Below are 26,427 nucleotides of genomic sequence, written 5' to 3'. Positions count from 1 at the left end.
TCAGCGCCGCAGCCGCGCGTTGGTGTGCCGGGTCGGCTCCGCCGCGGCAGGGTCCTCGGGCCACGGGTGCTTCGGGTACCTGCCGCGCAGCTCCGCCCGCACCCCCCGGTAACCGTCCCTCCAGAACGAGGCGAGGTCCGCGGTGACGGCGGCGGGCCGCCCGGCGGGGGAGAGCAGGTGGACCAGCAGCGGCACCCCGGCGACCCGGGGCGACTCCTGCAGCCCGAACATCTCCTGGAGCTTCACGGCGAGCACCGGCCGCTCCGGGTCGGAGTAGTCGACCCGCACCGCGGACCCACTGGGTACCGTGATCCGCTCGGGGGCCAGCTCGTCGAGGCGCGCCGCCTCCCCGGACGCCCAGGGCAGCAGCCGCGCGAGCGCCTGCCCTGCGTCGATCCGCTCCAGATCGACCCGCCGCCGGGCCCGGCCCAGCTCCGGTTCCAGCCACTCGTCCACGCGCGCGTGCAGCGCCTCGTCGCGGACGTCCGGCCAGGGCTCGCCCAGCGTCCGGTGCAGGAAGGCGAGCCGCTGCCGCAGCGCGGTCGCCCCGGCCGGCCAGCGCAGCAGCCCGAACCCTTCGCGTCGCAGCCCGTCCAGCAGGGCGGCCCGCACCAGCGACGGTTCGGCACCGGAGTACGGCCGCACCGCCAGCTCCACCGCGCCCAGCCGCTCCACGCGCCGTGCCACCACGTCCCCGTCGGCCCAGTGGACCTCCTCGCGCGTCTCCAGCAGCGCCCCCGCCGCGAACCTCGCGATCCCCTCGTCGACGACCGCGCCGAGCCGCACGCGCGCGTGCCCGCTCCCCACCGGCCGGTCGGCGACGGCCACCGCGATCCAGGGCGCCCCGCGCAGCCCCGTGCCCGTCTCCGCCCCGGCCCGGGTTCCGGACACCATCAGATACGAACCGCCCTCCGCACGGGCGACCCGCTCGGGGAAGGCCAGCGCGGCCACCAGCCCGGCCCGCGCGTCCTCACTCTCCACCCGCACCGGCGTCCGCTCGCCCGCCCGGCCGGCCGCTTGCTCCCGTGCCCGGCCCGGCCACCCCCCGTCTGCCTGTCCCGGCGCCCGCCCGCCTGTCTGTCCGGGTGTCTGCTCGCCTGTCTGGCCCGGGGCTCGTCGGTCGGCCTGTCCGGGTGTCTGCTCGCCTGTGTGGTTCGGCGTCTGCTCGCCCGCCTGTCCCGGCGCCTGCCCGTCTGCCTGCCCGGGTGTCTGCCCGCCCGCTGGGCCCGGCGCTCGCCCGTCCGCCCGGCCGGGTGTCTGCCCGTCCGTCCGGGCCGGCGCCCGTCCACCCGCCTGCCCCGGGGACACCCCGGCCAGGGCCCGCAGTCGGCGCACCTCCGCGCGCCAGCGCCCCCCGTACGCGTCACCGCCGCGGCGCGCGGCCCGCAGCGCACCGGCGAGATCGTCACCGTACTCGCGCGGCGCCTCCTCACTGAGCAGCGCCACCACCTCGGCGGCGAGTTCCGCGCCCACCACCGGTGCCGCGTCCAGCAGCGCCCGCCCCAGCCGCGGATGCAGACCCAGCCGTGCGAGCCGCACCCCCCGCTCCGTGGCCCGTCCGCCCGGGCCGACAGCCCCGACGGCCGTCAGGACGGACCGGGCCGCCGCCATCGCCCCGCCCGGCGGCGGATCCAGCAGCGCCAGCCCGGAGGCGTCCGGATCGCCCCAGCAGGCCGCCTGCAAGGCGAACGCCGTCAGGTCGGCCACCCTGATCTCCGGGGAGGGGAACCGCGGCAGCCGTGCGTCCTCGGCCTCCGCCCAGCACCGGTACACCGCGCCCGGCGCCTCACGACCGGCCCGGCCCGCCCGCTGCCGGCCGGCCGCCCGGGAGGCCCGCACCGTCGTCAGCGCGCTCAGCCCGCGGGCGTGGTCCACCCGCGGCTCCCGCGCCAGACCCGAGTCCACCACCACCCGCACTCCCGGCACCGTCAGCGAGGACTCGGCCACCGCCGTCGCCAGCACCACCCTGCGCCGCTCCCCCGGCAGCAGCACGGCGTCCTGCACGGCGGCCGGCGCCCGCCCGTGCACCTGGAGCACGTCCACGCCCTCGGGCGTGCCGAGCTGCGCCGCGACCCGCGCGATCTCGCCCACCCCGGGCAGGAAGCACAGCACGTCACCGTCCCGCTCGCCCAGCGCCTGCCGTACCACCGATGCCACGTGGGTCAGCAGCGCCGGATCCACGCGCGTCCCGTGCGGTGGCCGCACCGGGCGGGCGGGCGGCGCCCACACCACCTCCACCGGATACGTGGCGCCCTTCGCCTCGACCACCGGGGCGCCGCCCAGGAGACGTGCCCAACCCTCTGCGTCGGTGGTCGCCGACGCGGCCAGCAGCCGCAGCTCCGGGCGCAGCGTCTCGCGCACGTCCCACAGGAACGCCGCCGCCGTGTCCGCGTCCAGATGCCGTTCGTGGCACTCGTCGAGCACCACCGCGTCCACTCCGGACAGTTCCTGGTCCCGCTGCAACCGCTGGAGAAGCACACCCGTCGTGACGACCTCCACGCGCGTGTGCCGCCCGGTCACGCGCTCGCCGCGCACCGTGAAACCCACGGACTCCCCGGGCCTCTCGCCCAGCAGCCACGCCATCCGCCGAGCCGCCGCGCGCGCCGCGATCCGGCGCGGCTCGGCGACGACCACCCGCCGCGCGGGCCCCTCGCCGAGCAGCCCGGCCAAGGCGAGCGGCACCAGTGTCGTCTTGCCGGTCCCGGGCGGTGCCACGAGCACGGCGGTGCCGCGCTCCTCCAGCGCGTCGGTCAGGGCGGGCAGGGCATCGCGTACCGGCAGGGCGTCCAGGGCGTCGTAACGGATCACGCCCCCAGTGTCGTACGCACGGAGCGGGCACCCCCGCGCGCGGGCACCCCCACCTCCCGCGCCCTGTGCACACGCGTGCACGCGCCCGCCCGCACACGCGTGCACGCGTGTGCATAGGCACGGGGGCGTGCACGGGGCGTCCGCACTCCCGCCCGCTCCTCCTCGGCCCCCTCCTCCTCAGTCCCGCTCGCACACGAAGATCGCCGTCCCCGGGATCAGGCCGCCGCGCAGCGGGGACCAGCCGCCCCACTCGGAGGTGTTCCAGGCCGGCCACTCCGGCTCCACCAGGTCCAGCAGGCGGAAACCCGAGGCGACGACGTCGCGTACGCGGTCGCCGAGCGTCCTGTGGTGCTCGACGTACACCGCGCGCCCCTCCTCGTCCTGCTCGACGTAGGGAGTGCGGTCGAAGTACGACCCCGAGACGCTCAGCCCCTCGGGCCCCGGCTCGTCCGGGAACGTCCACCGGATCGGGTGCGTGACGGAGAAGACCAGCCGGCCGCCGGGCCGCAGCACCCGGCGCACCTCCCGCAGCACCAGCCGCGGGTCGGCGACGAAGGGCAGCGCCCCGTAGGCCGAGCACGCCAGGTCGAAGGAACCGTCCGCGAAGGGCAGCGCGCTCGCGTCCGCGCACACCAGGGGGAACGATCCACCGATGCGCAGGGCGTGCTGCAACTGCCGGTGCGAGATGTCCAGGGCCACCGGACGCGCGCCCTGCGCGGCCAGCCAGCGCGAGCACTGGGCCGCGCCGGCGCCGAGCTCGAGGACGTCCCGGCCCTTCAGCTCCTCGGGCGGGCCGAGCAGCCCCGCCTCCACCTCGTCCAGACCCTCGGGGCCCCACACGAACCGGTCGTCGCCGAGGAACGTGCCGTGCTCGATCTGGTACTCGTCCGCGTTGCGGTCCCACCAGCCCCGGTTGGCGCGGGAGCTCTCCGTGACATCGGCGTCCCGCCGGGTCGCCTCCGGTTCGGGCGCTTCGGGTTCGGGCGCTTCGGGCTCTTGGATGATGGGCTCCCTCGTCGTACTCTTCCGTCCAGCCCGTCCCCGGAGTGTCGCCACACGGGTCGACACGGGGCCCGTGTGGCCTCGGGAGACAGGAATTGTGCCGGTTATGCGGCGGTCCGCCCCCGGTGGGCGGCTTCGCGCATTGACCCTGCCCGGCCGCCCCCGTATGCTACAAGTTGCGCTGCGGGCCTGCGCACCTCAGACGTAGCAGGCTGCGCTCGCATCTGTTGTATGTCCCCTCGGTTGTCGAGGCGCCACCGGGCACCCGGTGTCTGGATTGGCGCTTCCTTGGCTGTCCGGCTTCTGCAGAGCGAAACGGGCTCCGGCGTAGCAGTACCTACGACTTCAATGTCCGTACCGGAGCCCTTTCCCACATGACGAGCAGCACCGAGACCACCGCCACCACCCCGCAGGTAGCGGTCAACGACATCGGTAACGAGGAAGCGTTCCTCGCAGCGATCGACGAGACGATCAAGTACTTCAACGACGGCGACATCGTCGACGGCGTCATCGTGAAGGTCGACCGGGACGAGGTCCTGCTCGACATCGGTTACAAGACCGAAGGTGTCATCCCGAGCCGCGAGCTCTCGATCAAGCACGACGTCGACCCGAACGAGGTCGTCGCCGTCGGCGACGAGATCGAGGCCCTGGTCCTCCAGAAGGAGGACAAGGAAGGCCGCCTGATCCTCTCGAAGAAGCGCGCCCAGTACGAGCGTGCCTGGGGCACCATCGAGAAGATCAAGGAAGAGGACGGCATCGTCACCGGTACCGTCATCGAGGTCGTCAAGGGTGGTCTCATCCTCGACATCGGCCTCCGCGGCTTCCTCCCGGCCTCCCTGGTCGAGATGCGCCGCGTCCGCGACCTCCAGCCCTACGTGGGCAAGGAGCTCGAGGCGAAGATCATCGAGCTGGACAAGAACCGCAACAACGTGGTCCTGTCCCGCCGCGCCTGGCTGGAGCAGACCCAGTCCGAGGTGCGCCAGACCTTCCTCACCACCCTCCAGAAGGGTCAGGTGCGGTCCGGCGTCGTCTCCTCGATCGTCAACTTCGGTGCCTTCGTGGACCTGGGTGGCGTCGACGGTCTGGTCCACGTCTCCGAGCTGTCCTGGAAGCACATCGACCACCCCTCCGAGGTCGTCGAGGTCGGCCAGGAGGTCACGGTCGAGGTCCTGGACGTCGACATGGACCGCGAGCGCGTCTCCCTGTCGCTGAAGGCGACCCAGGAAGACCCGTGGCAGCAGTTCGCCCGCACCCACCAGATCGGCCAGGTCGTGCCCGGCAAGGTCACGAAGCTGGTTCCGTTCGGTGCGTTCGTCCGCGTGGACGAGGGCATCGAGGGCCTGGTGCACATCTCCGAGCTGGCCGAGCGCCACGTGGAGATCCCGGAGCAGGTCGTCCAGGTCAACGACGAGATCTTCGTCAAGGTCATCGACATCGACCTCGAGCGCCGTCGCATCAGCCTCTCGCTGAAGCAGGCCAACGAGTCCTTCGGCGCCGACCCGTCGGCGGTCGAGTTCGACCCGACCCTGTACGGCATGGCCGCGTCCTACGACGACCAGGGCAACTACATCTACCCCGAGGGCTTCGACCCCGAGACCAACGACTGGCTCGAGGGCTACGAGAAGCAGCGCGAGGAGTGGGAGCGCCAGTACGCCGAGGCGCAGCAGCGCTTCGAGCAGCACCAGGCGCAGGTCATCAAGTCCCGCGAGGCGGACGCCCAGGCCGCTGCCGAGGGCGGCGAGGCCGCCGCTCCGGCCGCGTCGGGTGGCTCGTACTCCTCCGAGGGCCCGGACAATTCCGGTGCGCTGGCCTCGGACGAGGCGCTCGCCGCGCTCCGCGAGAAGCTGGCCGGCGGCCAGAGCTGACATCAGCCTGAAGCCGGCTCAGCCGGTGGCCGAGGGGCCGTACCTTTCGAGGTGCGGCCCCTCGGTGTTCCCCGCGGTGTATCCCACAGTGCCGTGTCCCTCCAGGGAGTTGCCCTCCCGTGGGAATGCGCCTGCCGTCCGCCACGTTGTCCCTTACGGACAGAGGAGGAGCGGTCACTGTGCTTGATCCGCAGGGTTTGTACGCATGGGAGCCGAAGGGGCTGGCCGTCGTCGACATGGCGCTCGCCCAGGAATCGGCCGGACTTGTCATGCTCTACCACTTCGACGGATACATCGACGCGGGGGAGACCGGCGACCAGATCGTCGACCGGCTGCTCGACTCGCTGCCCCACCAGGTCGTCGCCCGTTTCGACCACGACCGGCTCGTCGACTACCGCGCCCGCCGGCCGCTGCTGACCTTCATGCGCGACCGCTGGACCGACTACGAGGTGCCCGCCCTCGAGGTGCGGCTGGTCCAGGACGCCACCGGGGCGCCCTTCCTGCTGCTGTCCGGGCCCGAGCCGGACGTCGAGTGGGAGCGCTTCGCCGCGGCGGTGCAGCAGATCGTGGAGCGGCTCGGCGTGCGCCTGTCGGTGAACTTCCACGGCATCCCCATGGGCGTTCCGCACACCCGCCCCGTGGGCCTGACCCCGCACGGCAACCGCACCGACCTCGTCCCCGGCCACAGCAGCCCCTTCGACGAGGCGCAGGTCCCCGGCAGCGCCGAGTCCCTCGTCGAGTACCGGCTGATGCAGGCCGGGCACGACGTCCTGGGCGTCGCCGCCCACGTGCCGCACTACATCGCCCGCTCCCCGTACCCGGACGCGGCGCTGACCGTGCTGGAGGCCATCACGGCCGCCACCGGCCTGGTCCTGCCCGGCGTCGCCCACGCCCTGCGCACCGACGCCCACCGCACCCAGACGGAGATCGACCGCCAGATCAAGGAGGGCGACGAGGAGCTCACCGCCCTCGTCCAGGGGCTGGAGCACCAGTACGACGCCGCCGCGGGCGCCGAGACCCGCGGCAACATGCTCGCCGAGCCGGTGGACATCCCCTCGGCGGACGAGATCGGGCGGGAGTTCGAGCGGTTCCTCGCGGAGCGGGAGGGGGACGGCTGACCCGGATCCGGCCCGCCGGGTCTCCCGCCACCTTCAGGGCCTAAGCTTCGGGTCATGCTGAAGGTGGGCCTGACCGGCGGGATCGGTGCCGGCAAGAGCGAGGTGTCGCGGCTGCTCGTCGAGTGCGGCGCGGTGCTGATCGACGCGGACCGCATCGCGCGCGAGGTCGTCGCACCGGGGACCCCCGGCCTCGCGGCGGTCGTGGACGCCTTCGGCGACGAGGTGCTCGCCCCGGACGGCGGCCTGGACCGCCCCCGGCTCGGGGCCCTCGTCTTCGCCGACCCGGAGAAGCTGGCCCTCCTCAACTCGATCGTCCATCCCCTCGTCGGGGCCCGCTCCCGCGAGCTGGAGGAAGCCGCCGCCGAGGACGCCGTCGTCGTCCACGACGTCCCGCTCCTCACGGAGAACGGCCTCGCCCCCCTCTACGACCTCGTGATCGTCGTCGAGGCCGCGCCCGAGACCCGGCTCTACCGGCTGGTGCGGCTGCGCGGCATGACCGAGGAGGACGCACGCGCACGCATGGCCGCCCAGGCGACGCGCGAGCAGCGCCGGGAGATCGCGGACATCGTCATCGACAACGACGTACCCCTCGACGCGCTGGAGCGCCGGGTGAAGGACGTGTGGGCCGAACTCCTGCACAGGTCGCAGGCCTCCCCCCGGCCCCCTCAGGAATAGCGGCCCCGGGGCCGGGCGTTGACCCTCCCCGAGCGAGGGAAGGATGTCGCCGTGCCCCAGACCAGTGGTTCGAACGGACGCACGCCGGAGACGCATGTCATCGACTTCCGTGCCGCCGAGCACCTGCTGGCGTCCCGCGACCCCCAGGGCGCGGTGAAGCTGCTGGACGGCGTCATCGACGCCCACCCGGAGAACACCGCCGCCCGCCTGCTGCGCGCCCGCGCCTTCTTCGCGGCGGCCCAGTTGCGCCCGGCGGAACTGGAGTTCTCGCTGGTGCTGGAGCGCGAACCGGACAACGCCTTCGCCCACTTCGCCCTCGCCCGCACCTACCAGCGGCAGGGCCGGCCCGACCCGGCCAGGCGGCACTTCCGGCTGGCGGCCGCGCTGGACCCGAACCCGGAGTACCTCAAGGCCGCGCGCTTCGACGCGTAGCCGGTCCGGGGGCGCGCTCCCGGGCCTCGTACGCCTCGTACGAAGAGCGGGCCGACTGCGTTTCCGTCGCCGCCCGGCGCGTACGCCGGGCGCTCACGGAGCGTTCCCCGGCGGCTCGTACGGCGGCACGTCCGGACCCGGCTGGTAGTGGGAGCCCTGGCGGATGCGGCGCAGGACGACGAAGAGGTCCACCGTGACGACCAGCCACAGCAGCCCGCAGGCGATCGCCCAGCCGGTGCGTCCCGTGACGGCGAACGCCACCGTCCCGAAGACCGTCCAGATCACGCCCCAGACGCTCAGCCAGAGCCGCATCCGCAGAGCGCTGCGCGCGGTCGTCGGTTCACTGCCCGTCCGCATCACCGTCACCCTCACTCTCACCGTTCCCGATGGCACCGCGCCATTCGCGCACCCCGCACCCACGGGCCCTCCGGGTTCCCTGAAGGAGCGATGCGCACCCGGAATGCGCCCGGGCAGCGATGAGTTCGGGGACGACGGCCGGTCCATCCCTGTGACCGCAGCACCCCGGACCGCTCGCCACAGGAGATTCCATGTCCGAGACCACCGTCCGCCCCGTCCCCGCTTCCGGCTCCCCGGCAGGAGCCGGCGCACGGCCCACGACCGGCCGCGGGCGGCGTGCCCGGCTCGCGCTGCGCGCACTCCAGGTGCTCCTCGCGCTGTTCTACGCCGTCGCCAGCGCCCTGCCGAAGCTGATCGCACACTCCTCGGCCGTGGAGAGCTTCGACGAGATCGGGTGGGGCAGCGCGGGCATGTACGCCGTCGGGGCGCTCGAACTCGCGGGTGCGGTGGGGCTGCTCGTGCCGGTCCTCCAGTCGGCGGCCGCCGCGGGGCTGGGCGCGCTGATGGTGGGCGCGTTCGTGGTGCAGGTCGCGGTGTTCGACGGCCAGTACGCGGCGACGCCGCTGATCCTGCTCGTGCCGCTCGCCCTCATCGCCTGGGCACGGCGCGGGCACAACGCGCAACTGCTCCGGCGGCTGGGGCGGTCGCGGCAGGGCTGAGCGGACGGGCGGATCGCCCTTGCACCGCCCGGCGCTCGTTCCGGGCGGTGGCGAGCCGGCCACCGCCCAGCGCCGCGGTGCGTTGCGCTCAGGGCCGGGCCGGTCCGCCCGGTCCGCCGAAGCCGCCCAGAGCGCCCAGCCCGCGCAGGCGTTCCAGCTCGCGGCGGTCGCGCTTGGTGGGGCGGCCCGCGCCGCGGTCGCGGATGCCGGCGGGGGCGACGGCCTCGCGGGGCGGGGGCGGCGGGGAGTTGTCGACGTAGCACTGGGCGGCCACCGGAGCGCCCACCCGCTTGCGGATCAGCCGCTTGACGACGACGACCCGCTCCCGGCCCTCGTGCCGCAGACGGACCTCGTCGCCCACGCGCACGGAGTGCGCGGGCTTCACCCGCTCCCCGTTCACCCGGACATGGCCGCCGCGGCAGGCGGCGGCGCCCAGGGAACGCGTCTTGACCAGGCGGACCGACCAGATCCAGCTGTCGACCCGCACGGTCCCGCCGTTCTGCGGCCCGGCCGCCTCGGCGGCCGCCACCGCGGCGGCGATCCCGGGATCGGCAGGAGTGGCCGCCTCCACCTCCGGGGGAGCGACCCCTTCGGCGCCGGCCGCCTCCGGTGTCCTGTCGCCCTCGTCGTACTCCGCACCCACAGAAGCCATACCTCGACCTTAGTCGGCCGTCGGTCCGACCGGGTCGGAGATTCCCAATCTCCAAAAGCTTTTTTGCAAAAAAGCTTTTGCTATCTGTCTCTTGGCCCGTAGTTTCGGGGCATGTCCCACGACGACGGGCGGCGCGTCCTCGACCCCGAGCGCGACGCCGCAGCCCTGAAGGCGCTCACGCATCCGCTGCGGATCCGGCTGCTCGGCCTGCTGCGGCAACACGGTGCGGCCACCGCCAGCGAACTCGCCGGGCGGACGGGAGAGTCCTCGGCCTCGACCAGTTATCACCTGCGGGTCCTGGCGAAGTACGCCTTCATCGCCGAGGCAGAGCACCGCGACGGACGCGAGCGGCGCTGGCGGGCGGTGCACACCGTGACCTCCTGGAGCAACGAGGCGATGGAGTCCTCGGCCGCGGGCCGGGCCTACGTCGGCATGGCGCGGCGCCGCCAGATCGAGCACCTGGAGGCGTCCCTCGCCCGCCACGAGGCGGATCTCGCTGAGGGACGGCTGGGGTCGGAGTGGGTCGGACCGTCCGGGATCGACGACCTGATGCCGCGGCTGACGCCCGAGTCGCTCGCCGAACTACGGGAAGTCCTCGGCCGAAAACTGGCGGAACTCACCGCCCGCGACGCCGAGGACCCCCGTGCCGAGCGGGTCGTGCTCGTCACCGCCGGGCTGCCCCTCGCGCCCGTCGAGCCACCCGGGGCCCCCACGTCCGTGCGACCCGCGCTCCCCGCCCGGCCGGCCACGGGCGCCACCTCCGCCGACGACGACGCGGACACGCGGTGACCGAGTCGCCCGGGACGCCGACCGAGCACGCGGGGGCACGGACCGCACGCCGCCGGTACGGCGTCGTCTGCGCGCTGTTCTGGCTCCCTCCGGGCCTCGCCATGGCGCCGCTGGTCCTGCTGTTCACCGAGCGGGGCATGGCCCTCACCGCCGTCGCGGGCTTCTTCGCCGCCCACTCCGTCACCGCGGCGGTGCTGGAACTGCCCACCGGGGGGCTGTCCGACGTCCTCGGCCGCCGCCCCGTCCTCGCCCTGGCGGGCGTGCTCGACGCCGCCGCCCTGGCGATCCTCGCTCTCGCCACCACGGCCTGGCCGCTCACCGCCGGCATGGTGCTGCTGGGCGCGGGGCGTGCGCTGGCCAGTGGTCCCGCGGAGGCGTGGTACGTGGACACCGTCCAGGCGTGCGACGGTCCCGGCGCCGAGTTGCGCACGGGCCTGGCGCGGGGCAGTGCCGCGACCTCCGGGGCGCTCGCGACCGGCCTCCTGCTCGGCGGTGGTCTGCCCTGGCTGCTCGGCCGGGGCCCCGACCTCGGTGCACGGCTCGCCGAGGCGACGTCCCGGGCGGTGCTTCCCCTGTCCGTCCCCGTTCTGCTGGGCGCCGTCGTCGAGATCGTCTTCGTCTGCTACGTCCTGGTGGCGCTGCGGGAGCCACCCCGGCCGCCCGCCACCCCGCGGTCCGTGCTGCGCGGCGTTCCGGGCGCCGTCCGCGGTGGGCTGCGCCTGGGCGGCCGGGACGTGCTGGTGCGGCGGGTGCTGCTCAGCGGCGCCGCCGCCGGTGGTGCCCTGGCCGCGCTCGAACTGCTCACCCCCGGCCGCGCCCGGGCCCTGACGGGCGGGGCCGAATCGGGGGCGCTGCTGTACGCGGCACTCGCCTGCGCCGGTTTCGTCTGCGCCGGCGTCGGCAGCCACCTCGCGCCCCTGGCCTCCCGGGTCGCGGGCAGCGGTGAGCGAGCGGTGCTCTGCGGCCTCGGTGCCGGTGCGGCCGGTCTGGCGCTGCTCGGTCTCACCGCGCTGTCCTCGCACCCGCTCCCCGCGGCCCTGGCGGTGCTCGGCTTCGGCTTGGTCCAGCTGGGCTTCGGCGCGGCCGGCCCGAACCAGAACGATCTGCTGCACCGGCGCGTGCCCGGCACGGCCCGCGCCACCGCCCTGTCCCTCCAGTCCCTGGCCCAGCAGTCGGCCGGCGCGCTCACCGGGGTGCTGGTGGGAGCCATGACCCCCGGCCCGCTGCCGTGGCTGCTGACGGCGGCCGTCCTGCTCTCGGGAGCCCTGCTGTGGATGCGCCGCACCGACCGGACCGCACCGGCGGTGAACAGCAGCACGACGACCCGCCCCGCCGTGTGACCGGGCCGCGCACCGGCCCCTACCGTGGAGCCATGGACCCCACCGCCCTCACCGGCCTCGATCGGCGCGTCGCCGGCTGTCGCGCGTGTCCGCGGCTGGTGGCCTGGCGGGAGGAGGTGGCCCGCACCAAGCGCGCCGCCTTCGCGGACTGGACGTACTGGGGCCGGCCCGTGCCCGGCTTCGGGCCGCCCGACGCCCGGCTGCTGATCGTCGGGCTGGCCCCGGCCGCGCACGGGGGCAATCGCACGGGCCGCATGTTCACCGGCGACCGTTCCGGGGACGTGCTCTACCAGGCGCTCCACGACGTCGGGCTCGCCTCCCGGCCGACCTCCGTGCACGCCGGGGACGGCCTGGAGCTGTACGGCGTACGGGTGACCGCGCCCGTGCACTGCGCCCCGCCCGCCAACCGGCCCACCCCCGAGGAGCGGGACACCTGCCGCCCCTGGCTCGTACAGGAGCTGCGGTTGCTGCGGCCGACGCTGCGAGCCGCGCTGGTCCTGGGCGGGTTCGGCTGGCAGGCCGCGCTGCCCGCGTTCGCGGAGGCGGGCTGGACGGTGCCCCGGCCCCGGCCCGCCTTCGCCCACGGCACCCGCGTCACCCTGGCCGCGCCCGACGGGGCGGACCTGCAGCTCTTCGGCTGCTTCCACGTCAGCCAGCGCAACACCTTCACCGGCCGGCTGACCCCCGCGATGCTCCGGGAGGTGCTGCGGTCGGCGGCCGGGGCGGCGGGGCTGCCCGCGGTGGAGACGGCACGGGACCGGCCGGCCAAGGACTGAGACGGCACAGGGACGGCCGGCTACCGGAGGGACGGCACAGGGACGGCCGGCTGAGGCGGCACCGGGACCGGCCCATGACTGACCAGGGCTAGGGCCGCCAGACGTAGCGCACGTCCGGCTCCCGTTCCTCGTTGCCGCTGCCGTCCGTGTGCTCCACGGCCTCGAAGGCGTGCCGCTGGTAGAAACGGCGGGCGGCCTCGTTGACCTGGAACGTCCACAGCGACAGGCCCCGAGGACTGCGTTCCTTGGCCAGGGCGACGAACCGGTCGCCGAGGCCCCGACCCCGCCACTCGGGGGCCAGGTACAGCTGCGCCAGCTCCTCGCCCTCCAGCACCATCATCCCGACGACACCCGCGTCCCCCGCCCGAGCCACCCATGTCTCGCCCAACGGCACCAGGACGTGACGGAAGTAGGCGTACACCTCGTCGTCGGACCGGGGCCGGACGACCCCGGGCAGGGCGGCTGCGAAGGACCGCAGCCAGACGTCCGCCGAGGCGTCGGCGTCAGCGGGGGAAACGGCCCGGCGCAGCGTCACGCCATGGTCACCGGTGATCACGCGTCCGCCCCCGCGGCGGTCCCGGTGCCGGCGGCCGCGCTCGTGCCGGCATCCGCGCCGGGGACCACGGCCGTCGCCGTGATCTCGACGAGCTGCCCGGTGTACCCGAGGCAAGCCACACCGATCAGGGTCGACGCGTGGGGGCCCGTGCTCAGCCCGGACGCCTCCACGACCTCCCAGACGGCGGAGAGCACCGCCGGTTCACTGCCCACGACGTACACCTCCGTGGTCACCACGTGCGCCAGGTCGCTGCCCACCGCGCGCAGTTGCTCCTCGAGGTTGGCCACGACCCGCTCGGCCTGCCGCACCGGGTCGCCCGCTCCGACCAGCTCGCCGTCGGCGTCGAGCGGAACCGCCCCGGCGAGGAAGGCCAGCCTGGTCCCCGCCTCGACGACGGAGGCGTGGGAGTAGGAGGGCGGGGGGAACAGGGAGGGGACCGTGACGCGCCGGATCACGCGGGCTCCGATCTACGGGTGCGGACAACCCCCCGATCCTGCGCGCTCCGACGCCGTGCCGCATCCGTATTTCGTTCGACCGCGCCCGGACGCCCCCGTACGCTGCGCAGCGGCTGTCCCGTCCGTCTCCGCCCGCCAGGAGCCGCCGCCGTGCCGTCCCGTCCGGACCAGGACTTCCTCGACCGCACCGCCGACCGTCTCGCCGCCCTCCCGGCCGTCGGGGCGGTCACCCTCGGCGGCTCCCGGGCCCAGGGCACCGAACGGCCCGACAGCGACTGGGACCTGGGGATCTACTACCGGGGCGCCTTCGACCCGGACGATCTGCGTGCGGTGGGCTGGGAGGGGGAGGTCGGGGAGCTCGGCGCCTGGGGCGGTGGCGTGTTCAACGGCGGCGCGTGGCTGACCATCGAGGGGCGCCGGGCCGACGTGCACTACCGCGATCTCGACGTCGTGGAGCACGCGTGGGCAGAGGCACGGCAGGGGCGATTCCGCGTGGAGCCGCTGATGTTCCACATCGCGGGCATCCCGACGTACCTCCTCGTCGCCGAAGCCGCCGTCAACACGGTGCTGCGCGGCGAGCTGCCCCCGGTGACGGCCTATCCGGCGGCCCTGCGGCACAGCGCCGCCGACCGGTGGTACGACACGGCCGCGGCCACCCTCGCCTACGCCGAGGCGGGGCACGCCCCGAGAGCCGCCGCCACCCAGGTGGCGGGCGCGATCGCCCTCGCCGCGACGCAGACCGCGCACGCGGTCATGGCGGCGCGGGGGGCCTGGGTCACCAACGAGAAGGGGCTCGTCGAGCGGGCGGGGCTCGGGGAGACGGACGCCCTGCTGAGTGCCCTGGAGGCGACCCCGGACGGCCTCGCCCGCGCGGTGACCGAGGCAGGGACGCTGTTCCGGCACGCGGTGGCGGCGGCCCGGCGCTGACCCGCCGTAACACCTCTCCGGCCGCCGACGGACCAGGCGCGAGCCCCCCACCACCACCCGGCGCTTCGCACCCCGCGGCCCGTCGCTCCGGCGGCGGGCGGTGTCCGGCGTCCTCCCGACGCCCGGCGACGACCACGCCGCGACTGCCGACCGGGCCCTGCGGCGGGCGGGGCGTGCGGCGGCCGAGCAGGAGGGGCAGGAGCCCGAGCGAGCCGGCGAGGGCGGACCGGTGCAGGGGACGGAAGTCCGTCGTGGACCTGGGGGCGGACGGCCGAGCACATGGGGGGCGAACCGACGCGGCCGAGCACATGGGGCGGCGAACCGACGCCCTACCTCCCGAACGCGCGGTCTCCTGCGAGGGCGCCACGCGCTCACCCCCCGAGGCGCGGCCGGCCCGGCCGAGCAGTGTCACACCCCGGAAACACGGCCGTTCGCTCCCCTCCCACGACGCGGCCTACTCTGGACACCCCGCCCGTCCCCCACCGCCCACCGCACACACCGGCCCGGTCACCGTCGCCCGCAGGCTCACCCCCGCCCCCGGCCCCCGACGTGACGACAGGAGCCCCGTGTCCCGCCGCGCACCCCGTGCCGTCCGCCTTCCCCTGCCGCCCTGGCTCGCCCACGCGCTGCGCGCCCAGCGGGAACCGGTCCCCTGGAGCGCGGTCCTGCGCGGCGCGCTCGCCGCCGGGCCCCTGCTGTGCGCCGCCGTCCTCGCCGGGCGGCCCACCGCGGGCGTGGCCGCCGCCATCGGCGCCATGCTCGCCGGAATCAACGACCGGCCCGGCAGCAGGCGGACCTCGGTGGTGCGGCTGGGGGCGCCCGCCCTGGCCGGCGCCGCCGGGCTGCTCGCCGGGACGTACGCGGGCGACCACCTCCCGGCCGTACCGCTGACGCTGCTGCTGACCGGACTCGCACTGGTCGCCGGCGGGATCAGCGCCCTCGGACCGGTCGGCTCCTCGGCGGGCACCCACCTGCTCGTCGGGGCGGCGGTCGGCGCCGGGATGCCCCTGCCGGAGACCGGATGGCAGCGGGCGCTCGCCTTCCTGGCCGGTGCCGGATGGCTGCTCCTGCTCCGACTGGCCCTGCCCACGCCCGGTTCCCTCGCCGGGGACTTCCGCTTCGACGGGGAGAGGGACGCCGTGGCCGGTGTGTACGACGCCGTCGCCGCGCTGCTCGACGCCGTCGGCTCGGACGGGGCCACCGCCCGGCGCGCCGCGCTCACCGCCGCACTCGACCAGGCCCAGGACGCGCTGGCCGGCCCCCGGCTGCGCCGGTACGCCGGCTCCGCGACCGAGCGGCGGCTGCACACCCGGTACGCCGCCGCCCTGCCCCTCGCCGAGGCGGCAACCGCCCTCGCCTGGACCGGGGAGCCGCTGCCCGTCGGCGCCGGCGAAGGGGCCCGGCGGCTGGCCGACGCCGTGCGCGGCAACACACACACCGGCCCGCTGCCCGCGCCGTTCGTCCCCCGCGCCCGGCTCCGCACGCGCGGCGGGATGACCCTCGCCCCCGCCCTGCGCGCCCTCGACGACGCCCTGCTGCACGCCGCCGACGCCTTCGACCGTGCCGACGGCGGTGCCCTGTACACCCGCCGGCGCTCCCGCAGCGCCGTGCTGCGCACCCTCCTCGGCGCGCGGGGACGGGAGTACGGGCTGCGGGTCGCCCTGTGCTTCGGGGCGAGCGCCGCCGTCGCCCAAGTGCTGCACCACGCCCGCTGGTACGGCCCGCACGAGCACTGGTACTGGCTGCCCGCCACCGCCGTCTTCCTCGTCAAGCCCGACCTCGGACCGCTCGTCTCACGGGTGCTGTGCCGGGCCGCCGGGACCGTGCTCGGCGCGCTCCTGTTCGCCGGGTTCGCCGCTGTGCTGCCCCGACCGGAGGGGCTCGTGGCGCTCGTGGCCCTCAGCGGGGCGCTGATCCCCGTCGCCACCCGGCACTTCGCCGCGCAGACCGCCGTCGTCACCGTGCTCGTCCTCGCCCTGGTGATGGTCGGCGGCGAACCGCAGGCCTCCCTGGGGAGGATCGGCGAGACGCTGCTGGCCTGCGCCATCGTGCTCGTCGTCGGACACCTGCCGATGCCGGGGCGGCGCGGCGGCGGCATCCGCGCCCGGCTGGACGAGGCGAGCGCCGCCGCCCGCGCGTACCTCGACCACGTGCTGGGCGGATCCGGTGACCGCGCCGCCCGCTGGGTCCTGCGCCGCGAGGCCTACCGCACGCTGGCCGAGGCCCGCGCCGCGATCGCCGTCGCCTCCGCCGAACTCCCGGCGCTCGCCCGGCACGCCCACGGCGCCGACGGGATCGCCGCCACGCTGGAACGCCTCGTCGACACCACCACCGCCTGCGCCGTCCACCTCGACGCCACCGGCATGCTCGGCCCCCGGCACACCGAGCGGCTCACCGCCCTCCTCGACGGACTCACCGGCGCCGACGCCCGCACCGTCCCGTCCCCGCCGGACACCGGGGGCCGCATCGCGGGGTAGGGGCGGGCGGCGGGCCTACCGGGGCGCGGTGCGTCCGGTGGCCGACGGCTTCACCGCCGTCACGGCCACCAGACTGCCGCCCGTGGCCGTCCTCCCCGTGCGGACGTCCGTCGCCAGGCCGTGTGCCGTAAGGACGGGCGCCACCTTCCCGGTGATCTCCCCGACCCGTCGTGCGTCCGGTGGTTGCCAGCACAGGAACAGGGCACCGCCCGGCGTCAGCCAGTGCCTCAGCGCGGTCACCTCGTGGTCGGGGGAGCGCACCCAGAAGAGGTTCACATCGACCGCGAGGACCTTGTCGAACGAGCCGTCGGCGAAGCGGGCCGCCTCCAGCGCCGCCGTGCGGAACTCGGCCCGCCCCGCGGCGACCTCCTCCGCGTTGCGCCGCCGGGCCGCCTCGACCGCCGTGGCCGACCGGTCGACCGCGACGAGCGTCCCCGTGGTCAGGCGTGCGCAGATCAGCGCCGCCGCGACACCCCGCCCGCACCCGATCTCCAGCACCCGGTCCCCGGGCGCCGGGTCGAGCAGGTCCACCGCCCAGGTCAGCCGCTCCGGGATGCCCTTGCGCGTCATGCCGGTCCCGTCCCCTCAGCCGTCGGTAACTGGTAGCCGGTAGCCGTCGGCTACGCACCCGTACCGGCGCGGGCGTCCGAGCCGGGCCCGCGGCGCCTGCGCCGGATCGGGGTCCGATCGACGGCGGCACGGCGGCCCCCCGGCCGTTGCGGAATGCCGCGGTTCGGCCCCTTCCGGGGCCAGGACGGCGTCGTACGTTGCTGTGATGACGCCTTCCGCCACGACGCCCTCCGGCACGGAGAGTCCCGCCGACCTCATCATCACCGGATGCACCGTCCTCCTGCACGACGATCAGGAACGCCTCGGATTCGCACCGGACGCGGCGATCGTCGTCCGCGCGGGGATCGTGGAGGAGGTGACGACGGCGGCCGAGGCCGAGGGCCGGGCGGCACTGGAGCGGATCGACGCGGGCGGCCAGGTCGCCATGCCCGGCCTGATCAACTGCCACACGCACGCGCCGATGGCCGCCCTGCGCGGCCTCGCCGAGGACCTGCCCACCGAGGAGTGGTTCAACGGCGTCGTCTGGCCGGTGGAGTCCAACCTCACCGAGCGCGACGTCGAACTCGGGGCGCAGCTGGCCTGCGCCGAGATGATCCGGGGCGGCGTCACCTGTTTCGCCGACCACTACTTCACCATGGACGCGGTCGCCTCCGTCGTCGCCCGGTGCGGGATGCGGGCGCTCCTCGGCGAGGCCTTCTTCTCCTCGCAGGGGGCCCGGGGCAGGGAGCGGTCCCTGGAGTTCGCGCTGCGGCACCGCGGCGCCGCCGACGGCCGCATCACCACCGCCCTCGCCCCGCACGCCCCCTACACGGTGGACGACGCCGACCTCGCCGCCACCGCCGCCCTGGCCCGTGCGCACGGGCTGCCCGTGCACCTGCACGCCGCCGAGAACCGCGACCAGACCGACACCAGCCTCGCCCGGCACGGCGTCACCCCCATCGAGGTGCTGGAACGCACCGGCATCCTCGACGCCGACGTGCTCATCGCCCACGGCACGGGAATCCTGGACCGCGACCTGCCCGTCCTGGCGCGGGCGGGCGGCCGAACCGCCGTGGCGACCGCGCCCCGCGGCTACCTCAAGTTCGCCTGGCCGACCACCACACCGGTGCGCGCCCTGCGCGACCTCGGCATCCCCGTGGGGATCGCCACGGACGGGGCGGCCTCCAACAACTCCCTCGACCTGTGGGAGTCCATGGCCCTCACCTCGCTCGTGCAGAAGTCGGCCGAGGGCGACCCCCGCTGGCTGACCTCCCGCCAGGCCCTGCACCACGCCACGCTCCAGAGTGCCCGCGCCGTGGGGCTCGGCAGCAGCGTGGGCAGCATCGCGCCGGGCCGCCGCGCCGACCTGATCCTCGTCGACGTCACCGGGCCGCACACCCGGCCCGTGCACGACCTCGCCGCGACCCTGGTGCACAGCGCGCGCTCCGCCGACGTCCGCACGACCGTCGTCGACGGCCGGGTCCTCATGCGCGAGCGGGAACTGCTCACCATCGACGTCCCGGCGGTCGCGGAGGAACTGGAGGAGCGGCTGCCCGCCCTCACCCGCCGCGGCCACGGCCGCCGCGTCCAGAGGTACGACACGTGAGGCGGGTCCGCGGGCGCCGGGGCGCTCGGCTGCTCCTGGGATCCGTGTGAGGCGTGAGCACACCTCCCGTGACGATCAGTGCGACGAGCGATACGGAAGGTGATCCGATACTCCGAAAAGCTGAGACCCGAATCACACGTGGCGGTGAAGCGGTGTCAACTACGTCTCAGTACCGTCACTGCACGAGGTGTTCGCCCCATGGTTGGCGTTTAACTCTACGAGTACAGCGCTACATGGAGGTGGCAGGGTGAACGGGCGAACGGTGCTCGAACGCTTTCCCGCAGGCGGGCCGCGTGGCTCCTGGCCTGCGGAGGAGTTCGCGAAGGCGCGGCGTCTGGAGGGCCTGCCCGCGGAGGTTGTCATGGACCTCGCGACAGACATGTTCCTGGTGATCGTCCGCAGTGGTGACGGCAGCGGTGATGCCGCGGCGTAGAGGCGCGGCGCCGATGCCCGGCGCACGTGGGGGCGGTGTCCCGGCGCGGGGCCGGGTGCTGCCGACGGCCCCGCGGGACGCGGGGCCCGCTTATGCGCGGACCGGACGCGACCAGGCCGGTGTCGTGCCCGTCAGTCCGCACAGGGCGAGGTAGAGCGGTATCGGCGGCGTGTACGGAAGCATCCCGTCGGGGCGGTGGATCAGGCCGGGAAGGTCCGGGGCGCCCAGCAGCACCGCGCCGGCCGCGTAGCGCGCGGGCGCGGGCCACTCCAGGGCGTAGTCCGAGTCGGACGGGACCAGCCACCACCAGTGCGCCTCGTCGGCGTAGACACAGCCCACCCGGGGGAGCCGGGGCATCACCAGGGGGCCGAACCGGGCGGGCAGCGCCACCGCGTCGCAGCCCATCGGGGCCCTCATCCCGTCGGGCACCGGCAGCCGCCGCCGGAGCGGGGCGGGGACGCGCAGCCCCCGCCGGAGGTGGACCAGCGTGTCGAGGTTCAGTACCGGGGCGCCGGCACCGGTCATGCCCGCCCCCGGTCCCGACCGTGCTGGTGCGGGAGCCCGTCCGGGCTCCGGAGCGGGCGGTGCAGGTGGTCGGGCTCCTCGTCCTCGCGCCCGCCGTCACCCGGGCCGTCGCTCGAGCCCGGCTTCGGGCGGGCACCCCACCCGAGGTCGTCGCGCGGTTCCGCCGGGTCGTGCGGGGTGTCGGCCCTGCGGGGCAGCTCGGCCCAGACCAGCAGCCCGGGGCCGTGCTCGTGCGCACCCCAGGAGTGGCACAGGGCGTCGACGAGCAGCAGGCCCCTGCCGTGCTCCTCCTCCGGCCGCGGCCGGGTGTTCGCACGCGGCCGGCCCGGGGCGCACCCCTGGTCCCCCACGGCGATGCGCAGCAGGTTGTCGCCGTCGTGCAGCTCGCAGACGATCTGTGTGCTCGCCGTGTGCACGATGGCGTTGGTGACCAGTTCGGAGACGACCAGGGCGGCGGAGTCGCAGGTGTCCTCGCACACCGACCAGCCGGTCAGCCGGGCCCTCGTCAGGCGTCTGGCCTGGGCGGGGGAACCCGGATGTGCGGCCAGTTCGAAACGGAACCGGCGCTCGGCGGCAGCCCCCACGGGGCCGGCTGCCGACGAGGCGCCGAGGCCGGACGGGGCCGCGGCGGCGTCTGTTCCTAAGGGCGCGGACGGAATCACGCTTGCCACTATCGCCCCGCCGTGAACACTTGGCAAGTGTCACTCTGAAAAATGCAGAGTGCTGTTTTACGGTCTGCACGAGCATGGCACACTGCTCGCAACAGCACCTCGCGCGGCGCCAATTGAGATCGCCGAATCCCCGTTCGTACACATACTCGGTCGAACGAGGATTCGAATAGGTCTTCGAATGGCGCCGCCGGGCTGTCGGGAAACTTTTCGTTGGAGGTGGAGCGTGAGCGAGCCGCGGTCCGCGCCGACCGTCGGGCAGGTCGTCCTCGGTCGGCGCCTGCTGGACCTGCGGGAACGCGCCGGGCTCAAGCGCGAGGAAGCCGCCCGCATCCTGCGCGTCGCCCCCGCCACGGTCCGCCGTATGGAGATGGCCGAGGTCGCGCTCAAGATCCCGTACCTCCAGCTGCTGCTGAAGGCGTACGGCGTGAGCGACGAGGAGGCCGACGCCTTCGTCCAGCTTGCCGAGGAGGCCAACCGCCCCGGCTGGTGGCAGCGCTTCCACGACATCCTGCCCGGCTGGTTCTCCATGTACGTCAGCCTCGAGGGCGCGGCCTCCCTCATCCGCAGCTACGAGCCCCACTTCGTCCCCGGGCTGCTCCAGACCGAGGACTACGCGCGCGGAGTACTGCGCTCGGGAGCCATCGGGCAGACGCAGCCCGAGGAGATCGAGCGCCACGTCGCCCTGCGCATGCAACGGCAGGAACTGCTCACCCGTAAGGACGCGCCCCGGCTGTGGGTCGTGATGGACGAGACCGTGCTGCGCCGCCCGGTCGGCGGTCCGGAGGTGATGCGTGCCCAGATCGACAAGCTGCTCGACGCCACGAAGCTGACCCACGTGACCTTGCAGGTCGCCCCGTTCGCCGGCGGGCCGCACCCCGGTACGTACGGGCCGTTCGTGCTGTTCCGATTCGCCATGCCCGAACTGCCGGACATGGTCTACAGCGAGTACCTGACCGGCGCCGTCTACCTGGACGCGCGCACCGAGGTGGCGACCCACCTCGAGGTCATGGACCGCATGGCGGCGCAGGCCGCTTCGGCACATCGCACGAAGGAGATCCTCCGGGATCTCCGCAAGGAGCTGTGAATGGATCCCATCGAACCCCAGGGCAGGACGCGGGTCCGCACCGAGCGGATCTACAACGGCATGCCCGCCCGGGAGCTGGGCAGCGAGGGCTGGCACAAACCGTGGAGCGGCGGCAACGGGGGCAACTGCCTGGAGGCCATGAAGCTCGCCGACGGCCGGATCGCCGTACGCCAGTCCACCGACCCGGACGGGCCGGCGCTCATCTACACCTCGGCCGAGATGACGGCCTTCATCGAGGGCGCGAAGGCCGGAGAGGCGGATTTCCTGCTGTCCTGAGTCCTGTTGCCCCTGCCGTTCGGTTCCCCGGGTCTGTCACGAGCCTCGACCACTCCGAATTCGGCACTGCGTTGAGCCCCGACAGTCGCAGAGACTTACGGAGTCCCACTTGGCCGGGCGGCAACCCGTCGAGATCGACACCAGCCGACGGTGAACCGCGCGTTCATGATCCGCCCCACCGGCTGGCTCGCCGGCCAGGGCATACGGCAATTTCTCGACATCGGTACAGGCATCCCCACCGAGCCCAACCTGCACCAGGTCGCGCAAGAGACCGCGCCCGACGCGCGCGTCGTCCACTGCGACAACGACCCCATCGTGCCGGCGCACGCGGCGGCCCTGCTGCGGGGCACGGAGGAGGGGGTGACGGAGTACTTCCAGGCCGACCGTGTGCGCGAGCCGGACGGCCTTCTGGAGGCAGTGCGGAAGATCCTCGACTTCACGCAGCCGGTCGCGCCGTACCTCGTCGCGCTGCTGCACTTCGTCCCCGACGACGACGGCGCGCACGACCTGGCGGGCGGCTGCTGTCCGCCCTGCCCTCCGGCAGCCACCTGGTCGTCACCCACGCGACCGCCGACTTCACGCCCGGGGAGTCCGCGGCGGCCACCGAGAAGCTCGAGGTCACCGGCGTCGCCCTGGCCGTGCGCTCCCGCGAGGAGTTCACCCGCTTCTTCGGCGGCCTCGACCTGGTCGACCCCGGCGTCGCGGTGCCCCACCGGTGGCACCCGGAACTGGGGGAGCCGGTGCCCGGTCAGGACGACGGGGTGATCACGGGGTACGGGGCGGTGGAGCGCAAGCCGCAGCCGTGCCCCCCGTGTCTCGCGGGGGCGAGCCACAGAAGCAGCACGGCCGGCGGTGGGGCGGGCGCGCCCCGCGTTCCGCCACCGCTCGCACGGCGGCGGTCCGGCCGTGGCACACGGCGGACCGCTGCCGGTTCTCCGCCCTGCCCGTCGTGACGGCCCATGACGGCCGCCGGCCGCGCGGTCACGCCGCCGGGTTGCCCGCGCCGTCACTGCGCGGTCACGCGGCCTGGTTCGTCGCGCCGTCATCGTGCCGTCACGCCGCCGGGGGGTCACGCCGTCATGGGGCGGTCGTACGGCCCGATGGGGGCCGGGAGGCGGGTCGTGCCACCGGTCAGGTGGCGGTCGACGGCCGCCGCCACCGCCCGGCCCTCCGCGATCGCCCAGACGATGAGCGACTGGCCCCGCGCCGCGTCCCCGGCCGCGAACACGCCGGGCACGTTCGTGGCGAAGTCCGCGTCCCGCGCGATCGTGCCCCGGGGATCCAGCGCCAGTCCGAGCCGGTCGATCAGCCCGTCCCCGCGGTCGGGACCGGAGAAGCCCAGGGCCAGCAGGACGAGATCGGCGGGCAGCGTCCGCTCGGTACCCGGCAGGGGGCGCCGCTCGGCATCCACCCCGACCAGGTGCAGTGCCCGCACGTGCCCCTCCGCGTCGCCGGTCAGGCGCAGCGTGGACGCCGCGAACAACCGCGCGTCCGCGTCCGCCGCCGGAGCGGTGCGCAGCTCGCGGGCCTCCTCGTGCGCGGCGGACAGCCGGTACAGCTTCGGGTACGTCGGCCAGGGCTCGGTGTCCTCGTCCCGTTCGGCCCCCGGCTGCGCGTAGATGTCGAGCTGCGTCACGGAGGCGGCGCCCTCCCGCACGGCCGTGCCCAGACAGTCCGCCCCCGTGTCGCCCCCGCCCACGACGACGACGTGCCGGCCGGCCGCCGACAACGGGGACCGGTCCAGATCGCCCTCGCAGACCCGGTTGGCCTGGGGAAGGTACTCCATCGCCTGGTGAACGCCCCTCAGCTCGCGCCCCGGTAGCGGGAGTTCCCGCCACGCCGTCGCTCCCGTGGCGATCACCACCGCGTCGTAGCGCGCCCGCAGCTCCGCGGCGTCCAGGTCCCGCCCGACCGTCGTCGACGTACGGAACCTCGTCCCCTCGGCGCGCATCTGCGCGATGCGCCGCTCCAGGTGCCGCTTCTCCATCTTGAACTCGGGGATGCCGTAGCGCATCAGACCGCCGATCCGGTCGTCCCGCTCGTACACGGCGACCGTGTGGCCCGCCCGGGTGAGCTGCTGGGCCGCGGCCAGACCGGTGGGGCCCGAGCCGATCACCGCGACCGTCCGGCCGGACAGCCGGTCCGGCGGGGCCGGCGGTGCGAAGCCCTCCTCCCAGGCCCGGTCGGCGACGGCGCACTCCACGTTCTTGATGGTGACGGCCGGCTGGTTGATGGCGAGCACACACCCCGCCTCGCACGGCGCCGGGCACAGCCGGCCGGTGAACTCCGGGAAGTTGTTGGTTGCGTGCAGCCGGTCCGCCGCCGCGCGCCAGTCCTCGCGGGACACCAGGTTGTTCCACTCGGGGATCAGGTTCCCCAGGGGGCAGGCGTCGTGACAGAAGGGGATGCCGCAGTCCATGCAGCGGTCGGCCTGCGCCGCCACCAGGGGCAGCAGCGCCCCGGGGACATAAACCTCGTCCCAGTCCCGGACCCGCTCCTCGACGGGCCTGCGCGGCCAGTCCTGGCGGGGGGTGTTGAGGAAACCCTTGGGGTCGGCCATGGCCGTCTTCCTTGCGTGCGCGGGTGGCAGGCCGTGCGTCGTCGGGCGGCACTCCTCCGGCCACGATACGTCCCCGTACGCACCTCCGCAGGGCGCCGGACAGCGCCTGCTCACGGGCCGGGACCACCGGTGCCCGTGCCGGGCGAGGGCCGGAGCCCAGGTCGGCGCCGACCGGCCGAGGCCGGGGGCGAGCACGTGGTCCCATGGTGTCCCCTCGCGCACGTGGGCCGGACGTACCTCGCGTGTACGCCCCCATGGGCCGCCGCGTCACCCGGCGGACCCCGCCTCCGCCCGGGTCCACTCCCGCAGCACCGACTCCACGGCCGCCGCGATCCGCCGACGTGCCTCGTGGCGCGGCACCCCGCTCATCAGCAGCCGGTCGTAGGGCGTGTCCACATGCCGTACGGACGCCACGACCGCCGAGACGACCGCTGCCTCGGACAGCGCACGCCCTGCCGCGCTGCGGCCCACCCGGCCGCTGCCCCGCGCCGAGGCGTGCTCGGCGACCGTCCTCGCGCGCTCGGCCGGACAACCGGGGTACAGCCTCCGTATCTCCGCCGCGAACGCCTCCGCGAACCGGGCGTCGTCCGCCGCCCGGCGCCGCGCGTCCCGCGCCCTGCGCCGCCGTCGTGCCTCGGCGTCCGCGAGGCACCGCCGCTCTGCCCGGACGAGCGCTTCCTCCTCGACCAGGAGCCCCTGCCGCTCGTACCGGCCCCTGCGCCGGTTGAACCGCACTACCACCGCCGACAGCGAACTCTCCTCCCGCGCTCTGCGCGTGAGCGCGGTGTCGCCCCGCGGCAGGAGGACCAGATGCCCCAGGTCCGCGCAGCCGAGACAGCGCGGCGCTCCGTCCTCGACGACCAGCAACGGAAGCGGACCGCGGCGGCACACGGCACAGTGACGCCTCCTGATCGGTTGGAGGACGACAAGTCCGGTGTACGAAGCGGGAGTCGGGCGGGGACCCATGGAGTGTTCCTTCCCCTCGCCGGGGCGCCGCCCAACGCACCGGCCGTCGTCCCGGCCCTTGCCGCGGCCGGACGACCCAACGGCTGCGGCCGCGGACTGCAGCGATTGCGCATCACGTCGGCCGGCCACGGGCGCATCATGGGCCGTGTGCGACTCGAGGCGATCACCTGGGACCGGCTCGGCGATCTCCTCGCCGAGCGCGTACGGGAGCTGAAGACGGCCGACGGCGGTCCCTGGCCGCGGGTCGCCGTAGACGGTGCGCCGGCGGCCCGTCCGGGAGACCTGGCCGAGCGCCTCGCCGAGGCGCTGCGCGTCCGCGGCCGCTCCTCGTTGGTCGTGGGCACGGAGGGCTTCCTGCGTCCCGCCTCGCTGCGTCTCGAGTACGGACACGAGGACGTCGAGTCCTACTACGGTGGCTGGTACGACACCGGCGCCCTGTGGCGCGAGGTGTTCGGCCCCCTCGAACCGGGCGGCAGCGGGCGGGTCCTGCCCGACCTGTGGGACCCGGTCACCGACCGCGCCACCCGCAGCCCCTACATCCCTCTTCCGCCCGGCGGCGTGCTGTTGCTGCACGGTCCCCTCCTCCTGCGTCACTGGTTCCCCTTCGATCTCACCGTCCACGTCCTCCTCTCCCCGGGAGCCCTGCGCCGCCGCACGCCCGAGAGCGAGCACTGGACCCTCCCCGCCTTCGAGCGCTACGAGCAGGAGACCGACCCGGTGGGCGCGGCCGACGTGCTGGTGCGGGCCGACGATCCGCGCCGTCCCGCGTGGCGCGGCTGAGGCCACCGGGGAGAGGGCGCGGCCGCCGGAAGCCCGAGGCCTCTGCGCATGCGGGTGCCGGACGGCGCGGTGACAATGAAGGGCGTCGT

The 26,427-nt window shown here is 74.7% G+C and carries 26 protein-coding genes and 1 pseudogene; 16 read left to right on the top strand and 11 right to left on the bottom strand.

What is annotated here, in order from left to right:
- Positions 1 to 2,808: an ATP-dependent helicase C-terminal domain-containing protein gene (locus ACFYOV_RS00315; RefSeq protein ID WP_389080844.1), complete on the bottom strand. Its 2,808-nt coding sequence runs from the start codon at positions 2,806 to 2,808 to the stop codon at positions 1 to 3.
- A 177-nt stretch (positions 2,809 to 2,985) separates the two neighbouring features.
- A complete protein-coding gene (locus tag ACFYOV_RS00310) occupies positions 2,986 to 3,813 on the bottom strand; it encodes a class I SAM-dependent methyltransferase (protein ID WP_389082397.1) in 828 nt (275 codons plus the stop codon).
- Between the two features lie 371 nt (positions 3,814 to 4,184).
- Between ACFYOV_RS00310 and rpsA the strand changes: the two genes are divergently transcribed.
- From rpsA to ACFYOV_RS00290, 4 genes are all read left to right on the top strand, one after another.
- Positions 4,185 to 5,675 carry a 30S ribosomal protein S1 gene (gene rpsA, locus ACFYOV_RS00305; protein ID WP_389080842.1) on the top strand — a complete coding sequence of 497 codons (1,491 nt, stop codon included), beginning with the start codon at positions 4,185 to 4,187 and terminating at the stop codon, positions 5,673 to 5,675.
- Between the two features lie 179 nt (positions 5,676 to 5,854).
- A complete protein-coding gene (locus tag ACFYOV_RS00300) occupies positions 5,855 to 6,793 on the top strand; it encodes a PAC2 family protein (RefSeq protein WP_389080840.1) in 939 nt (312 codons plus the stop codon).
- Positions 6,794 to 6,847: 54 nt separating this feature from the next.
- Positions 6,848 to 7,468 (top strand): dephospho-CoA kinase, encoded by a 621-nt coding sequence (gene coaE, locus ACFYOV_RS00295; RefSeq protein WP_389080837.1) that lies wholly within the window; start codon positions 6,848 to 6,850, stop codon positions 7,466 to 7,468.
- 51 nt (positions 7,469 to 7,519) lie between these two features.
- Positions 7,520 to 7,900, top strand: a complete 381-nt coding sequence (locus tag ACFYOV_RS00290; RefSeq protein ID WP_389080835.1) for a tetratricopeptide repeat protein — start codon at positions 7,520 to 7,522, stop codon at positions 7,898 to 7,900.
- A gap of 93 nt (positions 7,901 to 7,993) precedes the next feature.
- Here ACFYOV_RS00290 and ACFYOV_RS00285 read toward each other — a convergent pair whose 3' ends face one another.
- The gene (locus tag ACFYOV_RS00285) at positions 7,994 to 8,257 is read right to left on the bottom strand and encodes a DUF6343 family protein (protein WP_389080832.1); all 264 of its coding nucleotides are present in this window, start codon (positions 8,255 to 8,257) and stop codon (positions 7,994 to 7,996) included.
- Positions 8,258 to 8,448: 191 nt separating this feature from the next.
- On the opposite strand from ACFYOV_RS00285, the gene ACFYOV_RS00280 reads away from it, so the two are divergent.
- Positions 8,449 to 8,916, top strand: a complete 468-nt coding sequence (locus tag ACFYOV_RS00280) for a DoxX family protein (RefSeq protein WP_389080830.1) — start codon at positions 8,449 to 8,451, stop codon at positions 8,914 to 8,916.
- A gap of 88 nt (positions 8,917 to 9,004) precedes the next feature.
- On the opposite strand, the gene ACFYOV_RS00275 is transcribed toward ACFYOV_RS00280, so the two are convergent.
- Positions 9,005 to 9,568, bottom strand: a complete 564-nt coding sequence (locus ACFYOV_RS00275; RefSeq protein WP_389080828.1) for an RNA-binding S4 domain-containing protein — start codon at positions 9,566 to 9,568, stop codon at positions 9,005 to 9,007.
- A 111-nt stretch (positions 9,569 to 9,679) separates the two neighbouring features.
- Between ACFYOV_RS00275 and ACFYOV_RS00270 the strand changes: the two genes are divergently transcribed.
- Genes ACFYOV_RS00270 through ACFYOV_RS00260 form a run of 3 tightly spaced genes read left to right on the top strand, consistent with a single transcriptional unit; the run spans position 9,680 to position 12,473 of the window.
- The gene (locus tag ACFYOV_RS00270; protein ID WP_389080826.1) at positions 9,680 to 10,357 is read left to right on the top strand and encodes a helix-turn-helix domain-containing protein; all 678 of its coding nucleotides are present in this window, start codon (positions 9,680 to 9,682) and stop codon (positions 10,355 to 10,357) included.
- On the top strand, positions 10,354 to 11,697 hold the full coding sequence (locus ACFYOV_RS00265) for an MFS transporter (RefSeq protein WP_389080823.1): 1,344 nt from the start codon (positions 10,354 to 10,356) through the stop codon (positions 11,695 to 11,697). Before ACFYOV_RS00270 ends, ACFYOV_RS00265 begins: the two co-directional genes overlap by 4 nt.
- 32 nt (positions 11,698 to 11,729) lie before the next feature.
- Complete coding sequence (locus ACFYOV_RS00260) at positions 11,730 to 12,473, top strand: uracil-DNA glycosylase (RefSeq protein WP_389080820.1); 744 nt, start codon at positions 11,730 to 11,732, stop codon at positions 12,471 to 12,473.
- Between the two features lie 88 nt (positions 12,474 to 12,561).
- Here ACFYOV_RS00260 and ACFYOV_RS00255 read toward each other — a convergent pair whose 3' ends face one another.
- Both ACFYOV_RS00255 and ACFYOV_RS00250 read right to left on the bottom strand, forming a co-directional pair.
- A complete protein-coding gene (locus ACFYOV_RS00255) occupies positions 12,562 to 13,029 on the bottom strand; it encodes a GNAT family N-acetyltransferase (RefSeq protein ID WP_389080818.1) in 468 nt (155 codons plus the stop codon).
- On the bottom strand, positions 13,026 to 13,484 hold the full coding sequence (locus ACFYOV_RS00250) for a RidA family protein (protein WP_389080815.1): 459 nt from the start codon (positions 13,482 to 13,484) through the stop codon (positions 13,026 to 13,028). The genes ACFYOV_RS00255 and ACFYOV_RS00250 overlap by 4 nt, the downstream gene beginning before the upstream one ends.
- Before the next feature lie 150 nt (positions 13,485 to 13,634).
- Here ACFYOV_RS00250 and ACFYOV_RS00245 point away from each other — a divergent pair, with 150 nt between their 5' ends.
- Positions 13,635 to 14,411 (top strand): nucleotidyltransferase domain-containing protein, encoded by a 777-nt coding sequence (locus tag ACFYOV_RS00245; RefSeq protein WP_389080812.1) that lies wholly within the window; start codon positions 13,635 to 13,637, stop codon positions 14,409 to 14,411.
- A gap of 566 nt (positions 14,412 to 14,977) precedes the next feature.
- Positions 14,978 to 16,888 carry an FUSC family protein gene (locus ACFYOV_RS00240; RefSeq protein WP_389080810.1) on the top strand — a complete coding sequence of 637 codons (1,911 nt, stop codon included), beginning with the start codon at positions 14,978 to 14,980 and terminating at the stop codon, positions 16,886 to 16,888.
- 15 nt (positions 16,889 to 16,903) lie between these two features.
- Here the strand turns inward: ACFYOV_RS00240 and ACFYOV_RS00235 are convergent, their stop codons facing one another.
- On the bottom strand, positions 16,904 to 17,458 hold the full coding sequence (locus tag ACFYOV_RS00235) for an SAM-dependent methyltransferase (protein WP_389080807.1): 555 nt from the start codon (positions 17,456 to 17,458) through the stop codon (positions 16,904 to 16,906).
- Between the two features lie 205 nt (positions 17,459 to 17,663).
- Here ACFYOV_RS00235 and ACFYOV_RS00230 point away from each other — a divergent pair, with 205 nt between their 5' ends.
- Positions 17,664 to 19,043, top strand: coding sequence for an amidohydrolase (locus tag ACFYOV_RS00230; RefSeq protein WP_389080805.1), 1,380 nt, complete (start codon positions 17,664 to 17,666; stop codon positions 19,041 to 19,043).
- Between the two features lie 247 nt (positions 19,044 to 19,290).
- Positions 19,291 to 19,476, top strand: coding sequence for a hypothetical protein (locus tag ACFYOV_RS00225; RefSeq protein WP_389080802.1), 186 nt, complete (start codon positions 19,291 to 19,293; stop codon positions 19,474 to 19,476).
- A gap of 90 nt (positions 19,477 to 19,566) precedes the next feature.
- Here ACFYOV_RS00225 and ACFYOV_RS00220 read toward each other — a convergent pair whose 3' ends face one another.
- Both ACFYOV_RS00220 and ACFYOV_RS00215 read right to left on the bottom strand, forming a co-directional pair.
- Positions 19,567 to 20,001 carry a hypothetical protein gene (locus tag ACFYOV_RS00220; RefSeq protein WP_389080800.1) on the bottom strand — a complete coding sequence of 145 codons (435 nt, stop codon included), beginning with the start codon at positions 19,999 to 20,001 and terminating at the stop codon, positions 19,567 to 19,569.
- Positions 19,998 to 20,672, bottom strand: a complete 675-nt coding sequence (locus ACFYOV_RS00215) for an ATP-binding protein (RefSeq protein WP_389080797.1) — start codon at positions 20,670 to 20,672, stop codon at positions 19,998 to 20,000. Before ACFYOV_RS00215 ends, ACFYOV_RS00220 begins: the two co-directional genes overlap by 4 nt.
- A gap of 223 nt (positions 20,673 to 20,895) precedes the next feature.
- On the opposite strand from ACFYOV_RS00215, the gene ACFYOV_RS00210 reads away from it, so the two are divergent.
- The 3 genes and pseudogenes from ACFYOV_RS00210 to ACFYOV_RS00200 all read left to right on the top strand — a co-directional run.
- Complete coding sequence (locus ACFYOV_RS00210) at positions 20,896 to 21,756, top strand: helix-turn-helix transcriptional regulator (protein WP_389080795.1); 861 nt, start codon at positions 20,896 to 20,898, stop codon at positions 21,754 to 21,756.
- Entirely contained in the window at positions 21,757 to 22,032 is a 276-nt protein-coding gene (locus tag ACFYOV_RS00205) for a DUF397 domain-containing protein (protein ID WP_389080792.1), read from the top strand.
- Between the two features lie 147 nt (positions 22,033 to 22,179).
- Positions 22,180 to 22,829: pseudogene (locus ACFYOV_RS00200) on the top strand (SAM-dependent methyltransferase); the annotation flags it as partial.
- Positions 22,830 to 23,101: 272 nt separating this feature from the next.
- On the opposite strand, the gene ACFYOV_RS00195 reads toward ACFYOV_RS00200, so the two are convergent.
- Together ACFYOV_RS00195 and ACFYOV_RS00190 are read right to left on the bottom strand one after the other, a co-directional pair.
- Positions 23,102 to 24,592 carry a glutamate synthase subunit beta gene (locus ACFYOV_RS00195; protein WP_389080790.1) on the bottom strand — a complete coding sequence of 497 codons (1,491 nt, stop codon included), beginning with the start codon at positions 24,590 to 24,592 and terminating at the stop codon, positions 23,102 to 23,104.
- 267 nt (positions 24,593 to 24,859) lie between these two features.
- Positions 24,860 to 25,558: a DUF2293 domain-containing protein gene (locus tag ACFYOV_RS00190; RefSeq protein ID WP_389080787.1), complete on the bottom strand. Its 699-nt coding sequence runs from the start codon at positions 25,556 to 25,558 to the stop codon at positions 24,860 to 24,862.
- Positions 25,559 to 25,696: 138 nt separating this feature from the next.
- Here ACFYOV_RS00190 and ACFYOV_RS00185 point away from each other — a divergent pair, with 138 nt between their 5' ends.
- On the top strand, positions 25,697 to 26,338 hold the full coding sequence (locus ACFYOV_RS00185; RefSeq protein ID WP_389080785.1) for a uridine kinase: 642 nt from the start codon (positions 25,697 to 25,699) through the stop codon (positions 26,336 to 26,338).
- The last annotated feature ends 89 nt before the right edge of the window (positions 26,339 to 26,427 follow it).

Origin of the sequence: Streptomyces sp. NPDC005931, from assembly GCF_042871235.1 — a bacterium.
In the GTDB taxonomy this organism is placed as follows: domain Bacteria; phylum Actinomycetota; class Actinomycetes; order Streptomycetales; family Streptomycetaceae; genus Streptomyces.
Note: the sequence above shows the minus strand (reverse complement) of the source record. Positions and strands in the feature narration are given on the sequence as shown.